General features: G+C 59.4%; 17 protein-coding genes. 2 read left to right on the top strand and 15 right to left on the bottom strand.

Features of this window, described 5'->3' with window-relative positions; all coding sequences use genetic code 11:
- Positions 1-65: 65 nt before the first annotated feature.
- From FHT29_RS27785 to FHT29_RS27850, 14 genes are all read right to left on the bottom strand, one after another.
- Complete coding sequence (locus tag FHT29_RS27785; protein ID WP_168600598.1) at positions 66-2,570, bottom strand: ATP-binding cassette domain-containing protein; 2,505 nt, start codon at positions 2,568-2,570, stop codon at positions 66-68.
- A 71-nt stretch (positions 2,571-2,641) separates the two neighbouring features.
- The gene (locus FHT29_RS27790; protein WP_168600599.1) at positions 2,642-3,709 is read right to left on the bottom strand and encodes a substrate-binding domain-containing protein; all 1,068 of its coding nucleotides are present in this window, start codon (positions 3,707-3,709) and stop codon (positions 2,642-2,644) included.
- Positions 3,706-4,731, bottom strand: a complete 1,026-nt coding sequence (locus tag FHT29_RS27795) for an ABC transporter permease (RefSeq protein ID WP_080760703.1) — start codon at positions 4,729-4,731, stop codon at positions 3,706-3,708. Before FHT29_RS27795 ends, FHT29_RS27790 begins: the two co-directional genes overlap by 4 nt.
- A gap of 365 nt (positions 4,732-5,096) precedes the next feature.
- Positions 5,097-5,381 (bottom strand): YciI family protein, encoded by a 285-nt coding sequence (locus FHT29_RS27800; protein WP_037198019.1) that lies wholly within the window; start codon positions 5,379-5,381, stop codon positions 5,097-5,099.
- 198 nt (positions 5,382-5,579) lie between these two features.
- Entirely contained in the window at positions 5,580-6,644 is a 1,065-nt protein-coding gene (locus FHT29_RS27805) for a maleylacetate reductase (RefSeq protein ID WP_246703153.1), read from the bottom strand.
- 10 nt (positions 6,645-6,654) lie between these two features.
- On the bottom strand, positions 6,655-7,536 hold the full coding sequence (locus tag FHT29_RS27810; RefSeq protein WP_051963733.1) for an intradiol ring-cleavage dioxygenase: 882 nt from the start codon (positions 7,534-7,536) through the stop codon (positions 6,655-6,657).
- Between the two features lie 19 nt (positions 7,537-7,555).
- Positions 7,556-8,614, bottom strand: a complete 1,059-nt coding sequence (locus tag FHT29_RS27815; RefSeq protein WP_168600601.1) for an SDR family oxidoreductase — start codon at positions 8,612-8,614, stop codon at positions 7,556-7,558.
- Positions 8,615-8,617: 3 nt separating this feature from the next.
- On the bottom strand, positions 8,618-9,601 hold the full coding sequence (locus FHT29_RS27820) for a zinc-binding dehydrogenase (protein ID WP_047563114.1): 984 nt from the start codon (positions 9,599-9,601) through the stop codon (positions 8,618-8,620).
- A gap of 10 nt (positions 9,602-9,611) precedes the next feature.
- Positions 9,612-10,625: a Gfo/Idh/MocA family oxidoreductase gene (locus FHT29_RS27825; protein ID WP_168600602.1), complete on the bottom strand. Its 1,014-nt coding sequence runs from the start codon at positions 10,623-10,625 to the stop codon at positions 9,612-9,614.
- A complete protein-coding gene (locus tag FHT29_RS27830; RefSeq protein ID WP_037198012.1) occupies positions 10,622-10,906 on the bottom strand; it encodes a YciI family protein in 285 nt (94 codons plus the stop codon). The genes FHT29_RS27825 and FHT29_RS27830 overlap by 4 nt, the downstream gene beginning before the upstream one ends.
- 18 nt (positions 10,907-10,924) lie before the next feature.
- On the bottom strand, positions 10,925-11,692 hold the full coding sequence (locus FHT29_RS27835) for an SDR family NAD(P)-dependent oxidoreductase (protein ID WP_168600603.1): 768 nt from the start codon (positions 11,690-11,692) through the stop codon (positions 10,925-10,927).
- Between the two features lie 2 nt (positions 11,693-11,694).
- The gene (locus tag FHT29_RS27840) at positions 11,695-12,768 is read right to left on the bottom strand and encodes a zinc-binding dehydrogenase (protein WP_037198150.1); all 1,074 of its coding nucleotides are present in this window, start codon (positions 12,766-12,768) and stop codon (positions 11,695-11,697) included.
- 17 nt (positions 12,769-12,785) lie between these two features.
- Complete coding sequence (locus FHT29_RS27845) at positions 12,786-12,953, bottom strand: hypothetical protein (RefSeq protein WP_156151578.1); 168 nt, start codon at positions 12,951-12,953, stop codon at positions 12,786-12,788.
- A gap of 10 nt (positions 12,954-12,963) precedes the next feature.
- A complete protein-coding gene (locus FHT29_RS27850) occupies positions 12,964-13,740 on the bottom strand; it encodes a glucose 1-dehydrogenase (RefSeq protein ID WP_168600604.1) in 777 nt (258 codons plus the stop codon).
- A gap of 580 nt (positions 13,741-14,320) precedes the next feature.
- On the opposite strand from FHT29_RS27850, the gene FHT29_RS27855 reads away from it, so the two are divergent.
- Positions 14,321-15,247 carry an NAD(P)-dependent oxidoreductase gene (locus tag FHT29_RS27855; RefSeq protein WP_080760702.1) on the top strand — a complete coding sequence of 309 codons (927 nt, stop codon included), beginning with the start codon at positions 14,321-14,323 and terminating at the stop codon, positions 15,245-15,247.
- Positions 15,248-15,315: 68 nt separating this feature from the next.
- Positions 15,316-17,037: an extracellular solute-binding protein gene (locus FHT29_RS34735; RefSeq protein ID WP_092574586.1), complete on the top strand. Its 1,722-nt coding sequence runs from the start codon at positions 15,316-15,318 to the stop codon at positions 17,035-17,037.
- A 140-nt stretch (positions 17,038-17,177) separates the two neighbouring features.
- On the opposite strand, the gene FHT29_RS27865 is transcribed toward FHT29_RS34735, so the two are convergent.
- The gene (locus FHT29_RS27865; protein WP_168600605.1) at positions 17,178-18,158 is read right to left on the bottom strand and encodes an ABC transporter permease; all 981 of its coding nucleotides are present in this window, start codon (positions 18,156-18,158) and stop codon (positions 17,178-17,180) included.
- Positions 18,159-18,161: the final 3 nt, after the last annotated feature.

Below are 18,161 nucleotides of genomic sequence, written 5' to 3' on the forward strand. Positions count from 1 at the left end.
ATCGTCCTCATCGCAATGCGGGTAAATGACTGAAACTTTGATGTTTTGTGGCTCGCACGTCTGATCTATCGGGAGACCTCTCGTCTGCGCACCGTCGAATAGATGAGCGCGGCGACAACAATCAGGACACCCTGGAAAAGATACTGATAAGTCTGTGTAAGTCCCAAGAACGTCACCGCGTTGAGGACTTCGGTGAGCAGGACGGCGCCAAGTATCGTTCCGATGAACGTCCCGCGCCCGCCCGTTAGGCTAGTTCCGCCAAGAACCACAGCCGTGATGCTGGAAAGCGTGTAGTTGATGCCCTGACGAGGGTCGCCGACGCCAATCTGAGTCATCAGCATTACCGCGCCGAGGCTGGTCAGCAATGAGCAGGCAATATACCCCATAATGAACGTCAGATCGACCCGAATGCCGGTCCTGCGGGAGGAGTGCTCGTCCGAGCCGATTGCCCTCAAGCGCCAGCCTGCCTTCGTTCGGCGCAGTATATATTCCCCAACCCCGGCGACAGCCACCAGCGTGAGGAAAGCAACAGGGAACGGACCCCATTGCCAGTTGACCCAATCCGTGACGGCGGAGCTTATGTAGCCATCCGGGTTGTCGCGCAGAAGGAAGCTCAAGCCTTGTATAGCGATATACATGGCGAGCGTCGCTGCGATGGGCGTAAAGTTCGCGAAACGTATCAGGACCCCGTTAATTGTCCCGGTAATGAATGCGCCCGCGAACATCAGCAGGAATCCTGCCAACATCATGACCGCAGACTTGTCGTCATTGATGAAGAAGGACGCGACGACGACGAGGAAGCCGGCAAGCGGGCCGACAGAGAGATCGATGCCGCCCATTAGCAATGCTACCGTCTGCCCCATTGCGATGAAGCCAAGTGCCGTTGCGAGGAGGAAAATGTTGTAGATATTGTAGACCGAAAGGAAGTTGTCGTTCTGCCCGTACACAAAGAGTCCGAGAAGGACTGTGACGAGAGCCAAGGGGACGGCCGGTGCATTATCGGACTGCAGGAAATGCGCGATCCCACTTGTTTTCGATGCCTTGACCCTCGAAGCGCTTCCGCCGCCGTGCGTTTCTGCCTTGACGGCCGCCGCTACTATGCGCTCTTCCGTGACTTCGTTACCGACTAAAGTCTCGACGAGATGTCCTCTCGACATCACGACCACCTTGTCGCAGAGCCCCTCAAGTTCGACCGCGTCGGATGAATTCACTATAACGGGTGTCCCCGAAGCCGACACTTCCCGGAGAATGCGGTAAATTTCAAACCGCGCCCCAACATCTACGCCCTGCGTCGGTTCATCGGCAATGATGAGGCCCGGCTCCGACAAAAGCGCTCGAGACATTACCACTTTCTGTTGGTTTCCGCCGGATAGCGACAGAATTGGCGCTTCCATGCTGGGAGTTTTTACCGCCAATTCACCGAAGATAGACTCGACCTGAGCGAGTTCCTTTTTTCGGCTAATGATTCCGCCGACCGCAAACTTCTCAAGCGCCGAAAACGTCGCGTTTTCGCGAACAGTCAAGCCGCTTGCGACACCTTCAATGTGCCGGTCCGAAGGCATGAAGGCGGCTTCGCGCAGCAATTCGTGCTGATTGAGCACGCGACCGCGCAGAGTAATCGTACCCTCCGTCGGCTGTAACCCGGCGAGCACGCGCATAAGCTCCGGCTGCCCGTTACCCGCCACGCCGGCAACGCCGACGATCTGGCCGCGGGGCACATCAAAGCTCACATCCGTTAGATCCTTCGAGTTCGCCCCGGCGATGGAAAAGCTTATCTCTTCGGAAGCCCGTTGAGACTTCGGCGGAAAAGCTGCCTTGAGCGTGCGCCCCACGATGAGGCTCACGAGATCGGCATCGCTGATGTTCCGCACCAGTTCTGCACCGCGGACGCGTCCATCGCGCAACACAGTGACCCGGTGGGCGATCTGTCGAAGCTCAGCAAGACGATGTGTAATGTAGATGACGGAGGTCCCGGCCCCGACAATCTCACGGATTCGATCAAACAACATGTCTGTCGATTCCTGATCGAGAGAGGCGGTTGGCTCGTCAAGAATGAGAACCTTCGGCTTGAGTGCGAGCGCTTTTGCAATTTCGAGCAAATGCTTCTGCGCCACCGTCAGGCTATCGGCGCGCATGCGTAGCGGCACCCGCAGCCCAACCGTATCCAAGACCTGCTGCACGACCTCTTGTGGTGGCCGGCCCGAGAAAACGGATGCGGGCAACGCCACCCGTAGATTTTCCAGGATAGAGAGGTCTTCGAGAATGGCGGGATGCTGAAAGCAGATGCCGATGCCGTGAGACTTCGCCACCTCAGGAGTCATTTGATGGATGGGCTGCCCTTCGAAACTGATCTCTCCTTCCGTCGGCTGAAGTGTTCCCGAGATAATATTCATTAGCGTCGACTTGCCGGCACCATTCTCGCCGAGAATCGCATGCACCTCGCCTGGGTAGAACTCGACGCTCACATCGCTGAGTGCCGGAACGACCGAGAAATACTTGTAGATGCCAGCTAGTCGGATGACCACGTTTCCCGTGCCCGCCTCGATCTCTTTAACCCCTAGTTCCGCCATATCCTGTTATCCGTCTTGGGAAGCCTACCCGGAGGGTTTTCCCTCCGGGGAATTTCATGCATGTATTTCGATCACCGACCGACGACCTTGGCTTGATCTTCGGCCGGGAGCTCAGAGGACATGTAAATCGCGCCTGGCAAATCCTTGCGGCACAGAACCGTATTCGGCTTGCCCGATACAGAGTCCTCGAAAGCCGGCGCCTTGAAGATCGCGTCCTTCGGCTTCTCGCCGCCCGTTGCAAGTGCGACGGCCCATTGTACAGCGAGCCTCACATTGTCATTGCCAGTCGCGACCGTGAACAGCTTGAAATCCGGATTACTTGCTTGGTTGTCATGCCAGAAGCAGCCTAGCGAATTGCCGTCGGAGGTCGCGAGCGCGGGGATCGACTTGCCCTGCTTGGTGAATGTGGGCAACGCGCCAACCAATGACGGGCCGAAGTCGGAGACGATGACGTCGATCTTGGCATTCTTGGCGATTTCCGCCGTCAGGACCTTCTGGGTCAGCGCCGGATCCCAGTTGGTGACATCGAAAGGCTGCGCATTGACGAAAACATATTCCGGACCCAAAACGCTCTTCAGACCCTTGAGTTCGTCCAATCCCTGACTGTTGCCTGCCGGTCCGCTCAGGAACAGCACGTTTCCACCCTTCGGAAGGACGCTCTTGATCCATTTGCCCCAGGTCGCCCCGTCGTTTTCGAAGGACGAGCCAATAAACTTGGAATAGTTCACACCCTCCTTGCCGCCGACTGCCACGCGATAGGGCACGATGATCTTGCCCGACTTAAAGACACTGGTTATCGCCGGAAGCACAGCGGGGCCAGCGTCACCGAATACCACGAGCGCATCAACGCCCTTCGCTGCCATGCTCTTGATGTCCGAGATGGACTTCTGTGTGTCGCCCTGACCGTCCGCATATTCGTACCTCGTGATGCTGGGGCAAAGCTCCACCGTCTGTTTACCAGAGGCCGTCGTCACCTGCCGCCAACTGTTGCCGCCATAACCGTCGAGCAGCGCTAGCGTTGCCTTCTTTGGTCCGCACCAGGAAGGCGCGTCAGCTTTGGCCAGGTTGGCGCTGCCGAGTGCCATAACCGCCGCCCCAACGGAGACGGCTAAGCCCTTCGCAAAATTAGAATATTTCATTTCTTCTCCTCCACATTTTTTGTTCCAGCCGCTTGTCTTACGTTTACGCTCCAACGGAGTGAGTAAACACCGATGCCAAAACCCAGAGCCAAGGCCTGAATGATGGTTTGAGCCGAAAACGGAACCCCGACTGAGAGTGCGAATTGGCTCAATTGGTTAAGGAAGAACGCCGCGATTACCGTCGAGATCGGATATCCTCGCCCGCCGAGGAGCGAGGTCCCGCCAAGAACCACGACCGCAACGGATGGCAGCAGCAGGCTGTCACCCTGAAAGGCAGTCGGCTCGCGAGTGATGCCGGCGATCAGAATGCCGGCCAGGCAGTAAAGAAGCTGCGCGTAGACATAAGCCATCATCCGGTGGAGACGCACACGAAGCCCGGCGGCTCGCCCTGCCAATGGATTGGCGCCAATCGCCTCAAACCTCCGCCCGACCACTGTCTTCTTGAGCAAGAACGAGACGATGGCGGTGGCACCAAGCGCGAAGTAGACCGAGTTCGGAAGCCCCAATGTCTCGCCGCCTGCAATCTCGGCGAGAAGGTTCGTGGTGATCGAGGGAACACCACCGGATGTCGCGAACACTGCTCCATAAAGCAGGGCGTTGGTACCGATCGTTGCAATGATAGCGTTCAGCCGAAAGAAGCTCGCGAGGATGCCGTTCAGGAAGCCCGCGACGAGGGCGAACGCGATCGCGAGCAACACGGCTTGGTAGAGCAGCCCATCATCCTGATGTGGATGATGCGTCGAAACGACCACAGCAAGCGAAACAGCTCCGGGGAGCGAGAGATCGAAACCACCCTGTTGCACAACCAGTAACTGCCCCAAGCCAACGATGGCAATGGTCGCCGCAAAAGGCAGACTTCCCGATAGCGCCCCCCAGGAAACGCTCGAAGGCGCGAAGAGCAGGCACACGACGAGAAGAACGAGTGTCGAGAAAACGACTGTCACGAAGCTTCGAGCCAACGGCGTTGACAATATTGTCTCCCTGGGAAGTGCATTTGAAGCAATGGGGGTAGCGTTCGTCATCCAAGTCCGCCTTTCACACTGATGTTCGCGGCAACACCCTCGCGCCCCCGACGCAAAGGCCGCGCAGCGCGTTCGGTAGACGCCAAAAGAGATGTCAGACCGGTGTCAGAGTTCGCGGTTGCTATCCGGCCAATCTGCAGCCGATCCGGCACTTTCTGACCGGTCACACCGTCGACGAGGCAATAGTTTTACGCGAGCCTTTGGCGCTTCCGCGTGGTCAAAATAGTATCCGCTACAGGCGCTTCCTGCTTCTGCGAGCCAATTGCGAATACTGTCCCAGTTGAGTGTGCCTACCGCTTTCATGTTCCCTCCTCCTCCTCAGAATCAGCTGCTGCAGAGATGCAGACCGTCCGATTGCAGTTGCTCTATCCGCGAGCGCCGATCGTTGGTCGCCATTCGTAGATGCTGACGCTCGAATAGACTTCGTGGAGGACAAAAGGATCCTCCGCACTGAACCGACGCATCTCTTCGAGCGAGACGACATCCGCTACGACAACTCCCCCGCTGCCTTTGCCGGCTTCGTCGAGGATCGGTCCGGATTGGACGATGCAGAGTCGGCCCGATCGCAGATGGCGCTTGTGATCCTCCAGATAGGCCGCGCGTGCCGCCGCCTTTTCGGGATTGGAAATAGCGACGCGAACCGCAAGCATGACTTCTAGCTCCTCACCAGCCAAATCGTCCTTCCGTCTCCCCCGACATGCGGACATTCCAAATATCCCAGAAGTAATGGTAGACGGAGTAAAGCTAAAGAAAACAACGGAATTATCCATTTTGGACTTCTGGATAACTGCTCGGTTTCCCACCGAAATTCGCCGAGGCGCCGCCGGTCGACAGTGCCCCGCCATAACTCATGTGGCCCTCGGCGCGTCTCCACGGAAAGCGCGTTCGAGCAAGTCGGTCAATGCGCGCTTTTCCAATGTGCGGGGGTTCCAATACGCGTTCGACATCGCGTGATCGACGGCGGCCTCGACACTGTCGTCGGGCATTCCAAGGTTCTTCAACGACATCGTTGCGCCGAGCCCACTGGCAAGGTCGAAAAGTCCTGCAGCCGGATCGGCAATGCCGAGAGCCTTGCCCAGCCGACCCATCGCCGCCGGCGTCGCGTCGGCGTTGTAGGCCACCGCATGCGGCAGGACTGCCGTGTGCATCTGCGCATGCGGCAGATTGAACATGCCCCCCAGCGTATGACAGAGCTTGTGGTGCAATGCCATGCCGACGGAGCCAAGGCAAACGCCGCAAAGCCAGGCGCCGTAAAGCGCATCCGCGCGGGCGTCCTCATCTCTCGGGTTCGAATGGATGCGCGGCAAGGCGCGGGCGATCGCCCCGATCCCCTCTTCCGCCATGAGCGAGATGATCGGATTGGCCTCCCTCGCGTAAAGCGCCTCGACGGCGTGGGCGATCGCATTGATGCCGCTGGTCACGGAAAGGGAAACGGGCAACGTCAGCGTCAGATCGACGTCGTAGACGATGACTTCCGGAAGAATGCGCGGATCCGACTTCGTGACCTTGCGGCCGCTCTCGGTCTCGCCGAGGATCGGCGTGGCTTCCGAGCCCGCATAGGTGGTTGGCACGACGATCTGCGGCAAATCGGTGCGAAAGGCGATGGCCTTGCCGAGGCCGGTCGTCGACCCACCTCCAATGGACAGCAGCGCATCGACGGCATGTTGTTCCACAAATCGCATGGCATCGGCCGTCACCTCGACGGGGGTATGCATCTGCGCCTTGGAATAGGTCGCGACGACGTTGGATCCCATATGCCGCGCGATATCAGCCGCCTGCTCGGCTTGCTCGGGCGTGGAGAGCACAAGGATACGTCGCGCCTTCAGCCGTTCGGCCTCTTCGGGAAGGCGCGCGACCGTGCCGTACCCGAAGATGACCCGGCCGGGATTTCCATTGTAGACGAAGTTTTGCAATTCCTCGCTCCTATCGTGTCTGACGAGGCCGTGCGAGCACGAAGTCATAGTCCGAGCGCCAGAGCGTGTTGCCGCTCTCGACACGCGTGAACGGCGCGACAAGCGTCTTCTTGACCCCGAACACTGTATCGGAATTCAGATAGGGATCGCCACCGACGAAGGTGTGCGTCACCAGCTTCTGGAACCCTTCCGCGCGAACCATGTAGTGCATATGCGCCGGCCGATACGGGTGGCGGCCGAGGCTGTTCAGCATCTTGCCGACCGGCCCGTCATCGGGAATCGGATAGGAGACGGGCTTGATGCCGACGAAGCTGTAGCGTCCATCCGCGCCTGTCACGAAGACGCCCCTGTTGTTCCACTTCGGTTGGATATCGGGCTGCTGGACGTCGTAATAGCCTTCCGCGTTGTCGGACCAGACGTCGATCTTGGCTCCTGCGACCGGATTGCCATCGAGATCGAGCACGCGTCCGATGAAGAGACAGCTTTCGCCCTTGCCGTCCAGGCAGATCTGATCGCCCATCTGGCGAACGGGGCAGCCCTCGACATGGAAGGGGCCGAAGACCGTGTTCTCGGTGGCGCCGGACGGACGCCGGTTATTGATCGCATCAACCAGCATCGACAGGCCGAGCGTATCGGACAGAAGGATGAACTCCTGCCGCTCCTGCGTGCAGATCTGCCCGGTCCGCGTCAGAAAATCGATGCCAAAGTCCCATTCATCCTGGGTCAAGTTGATCTCGCGTGCGAAGTTGTGGAGATGCTTGACGAGGCAAGCCATCACCTCTGCTAGGCGCGGATCGACATCCCTGCCCATTCGGGCGTTGACGGTCGCGACCGAGTTCTCCTCGGTGAAAAAGCCGGATGGTGACGTGCTCGCGCTCGCTTGCTCGGACATGTGCTGCACTCCTGACATCCTAAGGTATGATCCGATCCGCTCGCAGCCGATCGAACGCATCTGTGAACGAGCTTGTCGTATCCTGATAGTCGAGAAAGCCGAGCTTGCGGCTGCGGCCCATGTCATTGAACGTCTCGATCTGACGACCGAGATCCGCATCCGAATGCCAGAAAGAGGCCACGCGCGCGAGCGCGTTCGGCTGGAGATCGAACTTCTTGACCATCTCGTCCCAGATCGGCTCCGCTCCGGCCATCTGTTCTTCCAGCGGCGTGGGTACTCCCGAGTAAGGCGCAGCTTCGAGACCGAAGTAATTCGCGAGGCGCGGCCAAAGCCATTTCCAACGAAACACTTCGCCGTTGACGACATTGAACGCGAGGTTGGCGGCTGACTTCGTCGTCGCTGCCCATTTGAGATGTTTCGCTAGCAGCCTGGCATCGGTAACGTCCGTTGCCGCCTGCCACTGCTCGGGCGAACCGGGGAAGACGAAAGGCCGGCCGGTTTCCCGGCAGATGGAGGCGTAGACCGCAAGTGTGGCAGCCATGTTCATCGCGTTTCCGACCGCATAACCGATCAGCGTATGCGGGCGATGAATGGACCAAGTAAAGCCGTCCCTCGCGGCGGCAGCAAAGATTTCGTCTTCCTGCACATAGTAGAAGTTTTCTCCCGGCAGGCGTTCCTGCTCCTCGCGGAACGGCGTCTCCGGCTGCGTCTTGGCGTAGGATTCGAAGGGGCCGAGGTAATGTTTCGTGCCCGTCGTCAGGGCAACATGCTCCACCCCTCGCCCCTGCAAGGCATCGAGCACATTGCGAACGATCGCACCATTGACCTCGCAATTCTTTGTCTCGGTCTCCTGACGCGACCACGCGGTGATGAAGACATGGCTCGGTCTCGCTTCCGTCAACGCCGTACGAACGGAATTGGCATCGGCGAGATCGCAGCTCAATGTCTTCACGCCTGCGATCGGGCTTCGCGACCGAGACAGGCCCGATACCGTCCAACCGTCTTCAGCCAGAAGATTTTCGGCGAGATTGCTTCCGGTGATCCCGGTAACGCCGACTATAAGTGCGTGTTTGTTCATGGCTCAACCATTCAGCAGCGTGATTTTGATACTCTTCGTCGGATCCTGACCAAACGAGAAGGCGTTGACAGCATCGGTCAGCGCGAAATCGTGCGTCTGGATCGGCGACAGATCGATGCCCGTCCGCTCAAGGAAACGAATGGCGGCCGGCCAGACGCCGGGAGATCCGATGCAGCCACGCACGGTCAGGTTCTTCATCTGTATCTGGCCAATGACGACAGGCACTTTGCGTCCGATGTTGATCCCTACCATCGACATCCGGCCCTCTTCGCGGGCATAGTCGAACGCCGCCGCCAAGGATGCGTCATGGCCGGATGCCTCGATCACCAGATCGGCACCATGCCCTCCGGTCAGTTCACGAATTTTCTCGGCCGCATCTCCATCCGAGGGGTCAATAGCCCTATCCGCTCCGAGGCGCTTTGCCACTTCGCGCCGCGATGCAAGCGGATCGACGACGATGACGCGAGCGCCCATGCCGATCGCTGCTGCGGCCGATACCAGCCCGATCGTACCGCCGCCGGAAACGACGACGGTTTCGCTGGCATTCGTGCCCCCCGAGCGCAACACGGCGTAGAAGCCACAGGTAAAGGGCTCGATCAGCGCGGCCTTCTTGTCATCGACGGCATCGGGCAGCTTGTGAAGCCATTCCGGATTTACGGCGAAGAATTCGCGATCCGCGCCGCTCATGGAGAAACCGAAATGGTGCAGCCGCTCCGGGGTGCGCACAACACACTCCCCAACAACGCGGTCGCCCTTCTTGAAGCCGGTCACATTGCGGCCAACCTCGACGATTTCACCGCTCCATTCGTGGCCGGGCGTGACCGGATAGGAGATCGGGATGATGTAGCGTCCGGCCAGCAACTCGTAATCGGAGTGGCAGATGCCGACTGCCTTCGTGTGAACCAGGACCTCGTTGGGCGACAGGTCAGGCATGCCCATGTCGACGATTACGGGCCTTTCCGGGGCCTCGAAAACCAGAGCTTTCACGTCTTCCTCCTCAGACCTGTACCAGGGCGCCGCTCTGCGCAGACCGCACGATGGCTTCCAGCAGCGCAATATTGTTGATCATATCCTCGCCAGTGATCGGATAGTCGGCCTCGCCGCGAATAGCGCGGGCAAAGGCTCTAAGGTTGTCACGAACCGGTTCGGCGGGCGACACCTCGCGGACCGTGATCGGCTGGTTCTTCCAACCTTCGGTCACGACCCAGCCGTCGGGCGCTTCAACATGTGCCTTGTCGCGCACGTCGATCCATCCATCCGTGCCGAAGACGGCGAAACGGGAGACGAAGGGCGTTGCGAGGGTTGCCGAGACGTAGGCCGTGCCTCCGCCGGCAAAGCGGATGTGCGCGCTCATCGTGTCGCCCTGCGGAATGCTCGAAGCTAGGTTCTCGCAAACAACGCGGACATCGGTAGCGCGGCCCATCAGCTTCACGGCAAGGTCCGTCAGATGAATCCCGGTCGCCGTCATGCCGCCGGCCGGGGCCTGTTCGGCCTTCAACCGCCAGTTCGACGGGTCGAGGCCGAGAAACTTGTCGTGGCTGAAATTCGCTTCGATCTGCAGAAGCCGACCCAGTTTTCCGAGCTTGGCCGCCTCCAGGATTTCGGCGATCGGAGGTTCGAAACGACGCTCGTGGCCCATGCCAAGCACAAGACCAGCCTTTCGGCACAAAGCGACGGACGCTTCCGCTCCGGCTCTGCTAAGGTCGAGCGGCTTCTCGCAGAAAACGTGTTTCCCCGCCGCGACAACGCGCGCGATCTGCTCCCGGTGTAGCGAATGCGGCGTGGCAAGCACGACCGCCTCGATCGTCGGATCATTCAACGCTTCAGCGATATCCGGCGAATATTGCAGACCCATCTGGCCGGCGAATGCAGCCGCATCAGGGTTCGGATCGACACCGCGTACGAAATGCATCCGCGCGCCGCCGGCATTGACGAGGCTCGCCATCTTGCGGCCCCACCAGCCGAGACCGACCAGGGCGGCGGTGACCGGGTTTTCCTCGATCATGGTCATCGATTGTCCACCCGCTTGTTGAAGGGATGGATGTTGACGGCCTTCCACACACCCGCTTTGGTGAAAGGATCAGCCTTGTTGAATGCGACGATCTCTTCCTTGGTGTCGGCCTCGAAAACGAAGAGAGAGCCGATCATGGTTTCGTTGTCGTCCGCCAGAAGTGGACCGGAGATCACCGTCTTGGTCTTGCCGGTGGAAAGATAGGCCTTGTGGGCATCGTAGTTGGCGAGCCGCTTCTCGACGGCGCCCTCGTGGTCGAGGCAATGAACAGCGTAATACATGTAAAATTCCTTTCGAATTTAAGCGATGGAATAGCCACCGTCGACCATCAGCAATTGGCCGGTGATGCCGCTCGCCGCATCGGAGAGCAGGAAGGCGACGGTGGAAGCAATTTCCTCGGGTTTGATCAGGCGATTGATCGGCGTATCGTCCAACCATTTCTGCATGACGGCGGGTTGGGCGCGGCCGACTTCCGCGAGCATGACGGTATCCGTGTAACCGGGGCCGACGGCATTGACGCGCACACCCGACCTTGCCCATTCGGCCGCCAGAACCCGGCACATATGGACGACGCCGGCCTTCGAGACGTCGTAGCCGACATGGAGCTCCGGCCGAACGGCTTTGACGCCGGCGATCGACGCCGTCATCACGATGGCCCCTCGCCGCGCCTCGATCATGGATCTTCCGAACGCCTGCACGGTCCAGAAGACTCCGTCGAGATTGACGGACATCACGGTGCGCCAGTCGGCCTCGCTGTGGTCTAGCGCCGTGCGCTCATAGGACATGCCGGCATTGGCGAAGAGGCCGTCGAGGGGACCGAAGCGCTCGGCAACCTTTGCTGCCGCGGCCTCGACCGATGCCTTATCGGTAACGTTGAAGGTGACGGCTTCCGCCGTTCCCCCCGCCGCACGAATGTCGTCACGGGTCTTCTCCACCGAAGTATCGCGATCGGCAGCAACGATCGTTGCGCCGAGTGAGGCTAGGTACCGGCAGGTTGCGCTGCCGATGCCGCCCCCCGCGCCTGTGACCAGAAAGCTTCGTCCGCTGAGATCCATCGGATTCGTCATGATCAGGCCTTCATATCGACGAGAATCTTCATGTGGGTGGCCTTGGGATCGAGCAGCGCTTCGAAGCCTTTTTCGACCACGTCTTCCGGCGCGATTTGCGCAGTGACCACTTTTTCAACCGGGAAGATGCCGGCGCCGATCATCGAGGCAATGCGGGGCCAGATCTGAACGGGGTAGCACCACGTTGCCTCGACGGTGATATCCTTCAGTGCCCAGAGCATCGCATCGACCGAGGCCGGCCGCACATGCAGGCCGACCTGCACGACGGTGCCACGGCGGCGCACGGCCTTGGCGCAAAGATTGAGCGACGCCTCGGCGCCGACGCATTCCAGCGCGACGTCGACCCCCACACCCTCCTCCGTCTGATCGCGGAACAACTGGTCCGTATTCGTTTCGCGCGGGTCGAAGACGATCGCTTCCGGAACGAGCTGTTGCGCCAGAGCGCGACGGTTCGGGTTGAGCTCCGAGACAAAGATCTTCGTCGCGCCGGCCGCCTTGGCGGCCAACAGGACAAGCGCGCCGATCGGGCCGACGCCGGAGACCAGGACGCTGCTGCCGCTCGTCACCCCGCCCCGATCGACGCCGTATAGCGCGACGGCGGCCGGCTCGATCATGGCTGCCTGAACGTCCGAGACCGAGTCGGGCACGGGAATGGCGTTGTAGCCATTGATGACGGCGCGTTCCCCCATGCCGCCCCAATCCCAGGACAAACCGACGACCGCCATGTTTTCGCTGAGATGGAAGAGGCCGCGGCGGCCGTAGTAATCGTCGCGCGGCGAGATGAGCGGCTGGATGGAAACGCGCGAGCCCGGGGAGACGTGCGTGACTTTCTTGCCCACTTCCAAGACCCTGGCGGAAAATTCATGGCCGAGGATCTGCGGCAAAGTCGCGCCGGAATAGCGGTTGGGGGTGGCGGGCGTCACGATCGGTCCCGCGATGTATTCGTGCAAGTCAGTTCCGCAAATGCCGCAGACCAATGGCTCGATCAGCACCATGTCGTCGCCCAGCGGACCGCTTGGCGCGGGTACGTCTTCGACACGGATGTCTTTCTTGGAATAATATCGTACAGCTTTCATTGTCATGCCTTTCATGATTACCGTGCTGTGTAGCCACCGCCGCAGACCATGCTGTTGCGCGTCCCTAAACAGGTCTCGCCGGAAGCACGGATAAGGACGAAATAATGATCCTGGCCCATATACGGAGCGGCATCTTCCTCGCCGAAGCCGGTGATGATTGGGACCCTGTTGCTCAGCGGCCTCATGGCGTCCTCCTCAGATCAGCACCATGCCGCCATCGACCATAACGGTCTGGCCGGTGACATAGTCCGACGCATCGGATGCCAGGAACGTGGTGACGCCCGCAATGTCCTTCGGTAACGAGACACGGCCGAGCAGGATTGATTGCGAGAACTCGTTGATCGCCTGTTCCGGCTTTTCTGTCAGCCCTCGCTCCAGGAATTCCCGGTCAAGTTGCTCCCAAAGCTCCGTCTTCACGACGCCTGGCCCGAAGCAGTTGACGGTGATCTTGTGCTCGGCGAGTGCACGGGCGGCTGCCTGGGTGATCGCAACGACAGCGAACTTGGAGGCGCAATAATGCGCAAACAATGGATAACCCTGTTTGCCGGCCACCGAGGCGGTATTGATGATCTTGCCGCCATGGCCCTGCGCGATCATTTGCTTTGCAGCCTCCTGGGTTCCGATCAGAACGCCAAGGCCGTTGACCTTCATAATCCGGTCGAAATCCTCTTCCGTAACCTTGAGAAATGGGCAGGTCTGGCTGATGCCGGCATTGTTGAATATGACGTCCAGCCGGCCGAAGCGAGATACTGTCTGGTCGATCAGGGCTTTGACGCTCGCACGGCTGGAAACGTCTACGGCAACGGCGATCGCGTTGTTACCGCCGGAGGAAATCTTCGAAGCCGTCTGCCGCGCGGCGTCGGCATTCAGGTCGGCGATGACGACGTGTGCGCCTTTTTCGGCAAGGTCCGCGGCAATGCCGCGTGCTGCTCCGGTAACAATGACAACCTTGTTGTTGACCAACCCACTCATGGCATTTTCTCTTATTGACCGAGCGTTACGCGGGCATGCGGCCCCGCGGCCACGCCCGGTGACGCAGGAAGATTGATCCCAGCGACGCGGCACGAGCGGCGCAATTCATTCGGTAGATGACGAGGAGTTGCGGGTGTCAGCGGCGCTGCGGACGCAGCAGTCGAATGCTCTCCGAGCGACAACTGCGCCAAAGGGTTGATGCCGCTGATCGCCTTACATCTCATCTCAATTCCTCCTCCGATGAAATGATTAAACCGCTGGCAACAAAGTATCGCTTGCGGAGACACTTCGCACCCGCAGCATTTATATTTTGTTGACGGCTTTTATTCCTCCCACAGGAACCGCCGTGCGATCCGAAAACAAAGCTAGAGGATGAACATGTGCTTCGACAAACCTTTAATTATCCGAAATGGATATTTTCGGTGAAGCAATCGATCTGATTCAGACGCTAAGATTTCTGCCGGGAGGAAGCGGCACTTGCGCTGAACGTGGAAATTATTTCAGTTCATGCGCTCCTCCATGAAAAAGCGGCATTGAATATTTCTGGCCAGCGATCGCCGCCAGGGAAGGAAGGTTGTGCATGACTGAGACGTTGAGAGTGGGCTGGGCGGGGATCGGAAAGATGGGCGCCCCGATGAGCAGGCGCGTCCTTGAAAACGGATATCCTCTGTACGTCTACGAGCCTCTTCCCGAAAACCGTGCTTCCGTCGTCGCCCAGGGCGCGAATGTAGCGCATTCGCTTGAAGATCTCGCCGAGGCGTCGGACGTGATGATGCTCACCATCCCGAACGATGCCGTTCTTCGCCAACTGACATTGGCGCCATCCGCCCTCGTCGATCTGCTGAAGCCCGGCCAAATTCTGGTCGAGATGAGCACCGTTTCCCCTGAAATCTCGGCCGAAATCGCCGACGCTCTCGGGCGCAAAGGCGTGGCCTATTTGCGCGCACCCGTCTCGGGAAGCACGATCACCGCATCTTCCGGCATGCTTTCCGTCATGGTCTCCGGGCCGGAGGAGGCCTATCGCAAGATCGAGCCCATCCTTGCGAGTTTCTCGTCCAAGCGATTCTATCTCGGCGATGGCGAGGAAGCGCGCTATCTCAAGCTGGTGCTGAATGCGCTGGTGGGGGCGACGGCTGCCCTGCTCGGAGAAGCGCTGACACTCGGATTGAAGGGGAACCTCTCGGTCGAGACCATGCTCAACGTCATCTGCGAAAGCGCGGTGGCCTCGCCGCTGATTGCCTACAAGCGCGATCTCCTGGTCAGCCGCAATTTCGATCCGGCATTCTCCGTCTCGCAGATGATGAAGGATTTCGATCTTATTCTTGGCGCGGCGAAATCCGATCACGTGCCGATGTATCTCGCTTCCATGATCCGGCAGCAATACGAGGCAGCGTTCGCCGACGGGCTTGCCGAGAAAGACTTCTTCGTTCTTTTCGAACAGTACGAACGGCTGGCGGGGATGACCCGAGACAAGACCGCCGCATCAGAGACGCTAAAAGCCATTTGAGCGGGCTGGCGAAAGGAAAATTTGCCAGCTAGTCTGATCGTCCTTAGCGCGACGGTTGGGAGGCCGACGTGAACGAATATGAAATGCTGCGCGTCATCGATTTCATCGAGAAAACGCGCCGTCCATTCAGGGAGGTGGTCGCAGCCGCCGATGACGATGCAATTTGGCTGATCGTCACCTTCCTGATCAAGTCCCATATACTAAGCCAGACTGTCTCGATCTCGACGCTTGGACAGGAATCCGGTCTCCCTTATGCGACCTCGATGAGACTGATCAACCGTCTCATCGATAGCGGCTACATTCTCAAAGTCGCCAAAGGTTCGACTGGCAAGAGTTTCGCGCTGCAGCCGAGCGAGCAGTTGCTTCGTTCGTTCGAAACCTATGCCCGCAAGACGAAATCGCTCCTCGCGCAGACCTTGGGGCTGCGCGCCGGCGAGGAGGAAGACGAATATTATTTCGGCGGTACGCCTCTCGGTTCGCAGATCATTCCACCGATGAGGCTTGTCCAGAAGCGTGCCGAATCGCAGATCGAGCTTCGCTTTCTCTTGAACGACGATAACTACTTCTCCGCAATGCGGAACATGTGGGCCGACTTCCGCAACAATCTCGCTTCACGCAAAAATTTTGACCTTTTGCCGCTTCCCGACCTCTATCGGCGCGCGCGTGAAAACGGCGCAAAACCACTGTCCGACTATGACGTCATCGCGATCAACATGCCATGGCTCGGGGAATTCGCGGAGAGCGGCGTGATCCGGCCGATCGATCAGTATATTCAGAAGACCGGCATCAATCCGCTCGATTTCCACCCATCCATCTGGTCATCGGCAACCTGGGAAGGTAAGGACTACGGCGTTCCGGGCTACTGTACCGTCGAACTACTGGCGGCCAGGAGGGATCTTTTTTCCGACGCGGGCCTCTCCTTTCCCAAGACTTTCGATGATGTCATCAGCGCCGGTCGCAAGTTTCATGCTCCGGACGAAGGCATGTTCGGAGCCGTCTGGGACGGCGCGCGGGGCATGCCGATCGCGTCGAGCTTTCTATTCTTCATGGGTGCCTGCGGGCAGCCGGCGATCTCCCTGCGCAAGACGCGCTCGGGCTTCACGCTCGAAGGCGCAAACCTGGAAGAATTGAGCTGCACCATCTTGTCCGATGCCGGTTTCGGCGCCCTCGAATACATGCGCAGGCTGATCGAAATTTCGCCGCCAAAGATTCTGGAGATGGCCTGGGATCAAACCCTGGAAGTCTTCCTGAAGGGAAAAGCGAGCTTGGGTTATTTCTGGACGATGCGCGCGGCCCGCTTCGAATATGACGTCCAGTCGGTCGTGAAGCGGCGAGTCGAATATCTGCCGCAGCCATACGGTCCCGGCGGCACGCGCGCCTCTCCGATCGGCGGCTTTCTTTTCTGTATTCCGACCAATCTGCCGGAGGAAAGAGTGGAGCTGGCGGCGGACGCGATCGCATGGATGGCCTCCAGGGAAGCTATGAAGGCGCATGTGAAGAACGGTTTTCCGGTCGCTCCGCGCTTTTCGGTCAGCGCCGATCCGGAAGCTGCCGCAAGCTCTCCGATCGTCCGCTTCGTCGACCAGCTGGCGAAGAAGAACCTGCTGCATACCTGGCAACGCCCCAAGATCCCGCAATATACGACGATCGAGAAGGTTCTTGGCGAGGAGATCCATGACGCGCTGCTTGGCAATAAATCACCAAGGCTAGCTCTTGAGCACGCAGCCGCACAGATCGAGGCCAGCCTGAAATCCGCTCATAAGACGTGGGCGAGGCAGAGCGTGGTTTAGCGGAGATAGATAGAGCGGTTCCGGACGCAAAACCGCGTTACACTTTTGCTGGAATTACGCCGAAGCGGTAGTTCAATCGAACCACCGCTCTCTCGCATTCGGTCCCGGCCACGCCGATCGGTCGGCATAACCGGGAGAACTCACTTGATGATACCGAGCTTGCTTCGGTCCGTGGTGAGCGCGACTGCCACCAATGCCGTCAAGCCGAATACGATATTCTGGGCCGTCGGCTGGACGCCGATGATAACGGTCACAATGCGCAGCCACGACGTAATCAGGCCGCCCACAACCGCGGGAAGCAGTCCGCCGACACCGCCTGAAATCGCCGTGCCGCCTAAGACCACGCCCACGATAGAGAGCAGCAGCAGATTGCCGGCAAGCGTCGGCGAGCTGAACGCCGTTATAGAGATCAGGAAGAGGCCTGCGATTGCGGCACAGCCGGCCGAAATCGCAAAGATGATCGTCCGCACTGCGATGACGTTCACGGCAGACATGATCGCGGCCCGCTCACCGGTGCCCAGCGCGTAGATATCTCGCCCGAGACGAAGATAGCGAAGCATCAGTCCCAGCACCGCGATGATGATGATAAGGGCTATGACGGTATTTGGGATATCGGCGGTGCTGTCGGAGAGATAGGTCACGAAGAGATCATTGTCCGGAATGGGTTCCGCCGTCGCGTTCGACAGCAACAGCGCCAGACCAGAAAGCATGCTCAGCGTGCCGAGCGTGACGATGAAGGATGGCAGTTGCAGCCACGAATGCAGCAGACCCTGTGTCGCGCCGAACGCCATCGCGATGAGGATGACGACGACGGACGTCCACGGGCCGAAAATCGGATTGAGGACGACGACCAGCACCCCGGTCAGCGACGCCACACCGGCGACCGACAGATCGATGCTGCCCGCCAGAATGGGGAGCGTGCCGCCGATGACCAGCGCGATGATCGGCGCCGCATCAGACAAGAAGCTGACGAGGGAGTCCACCTCCACTACCCCGGGTGCGATGGCGGCACTGATCGCCACGAGCGCGATCAGAACCGCCAAGGGGCCAAGCCCTCGCAACAAGGTCGATCGGCGTCCCCGAAGAGCGGCGATCAATGTGCTGTCCAGTGTATTACCCATGGT

Origin of the sequence: Rhizobium sp. SG741 (assembly GCF_012275435.1) — a bacterium.
Classification (GTDB): Bacteria; Pseudomonadota; Alphaproteobacteria; order Rhizobiales; family Rhizobiaceae; genus Rhizobium; species Rhizobium lusitanum.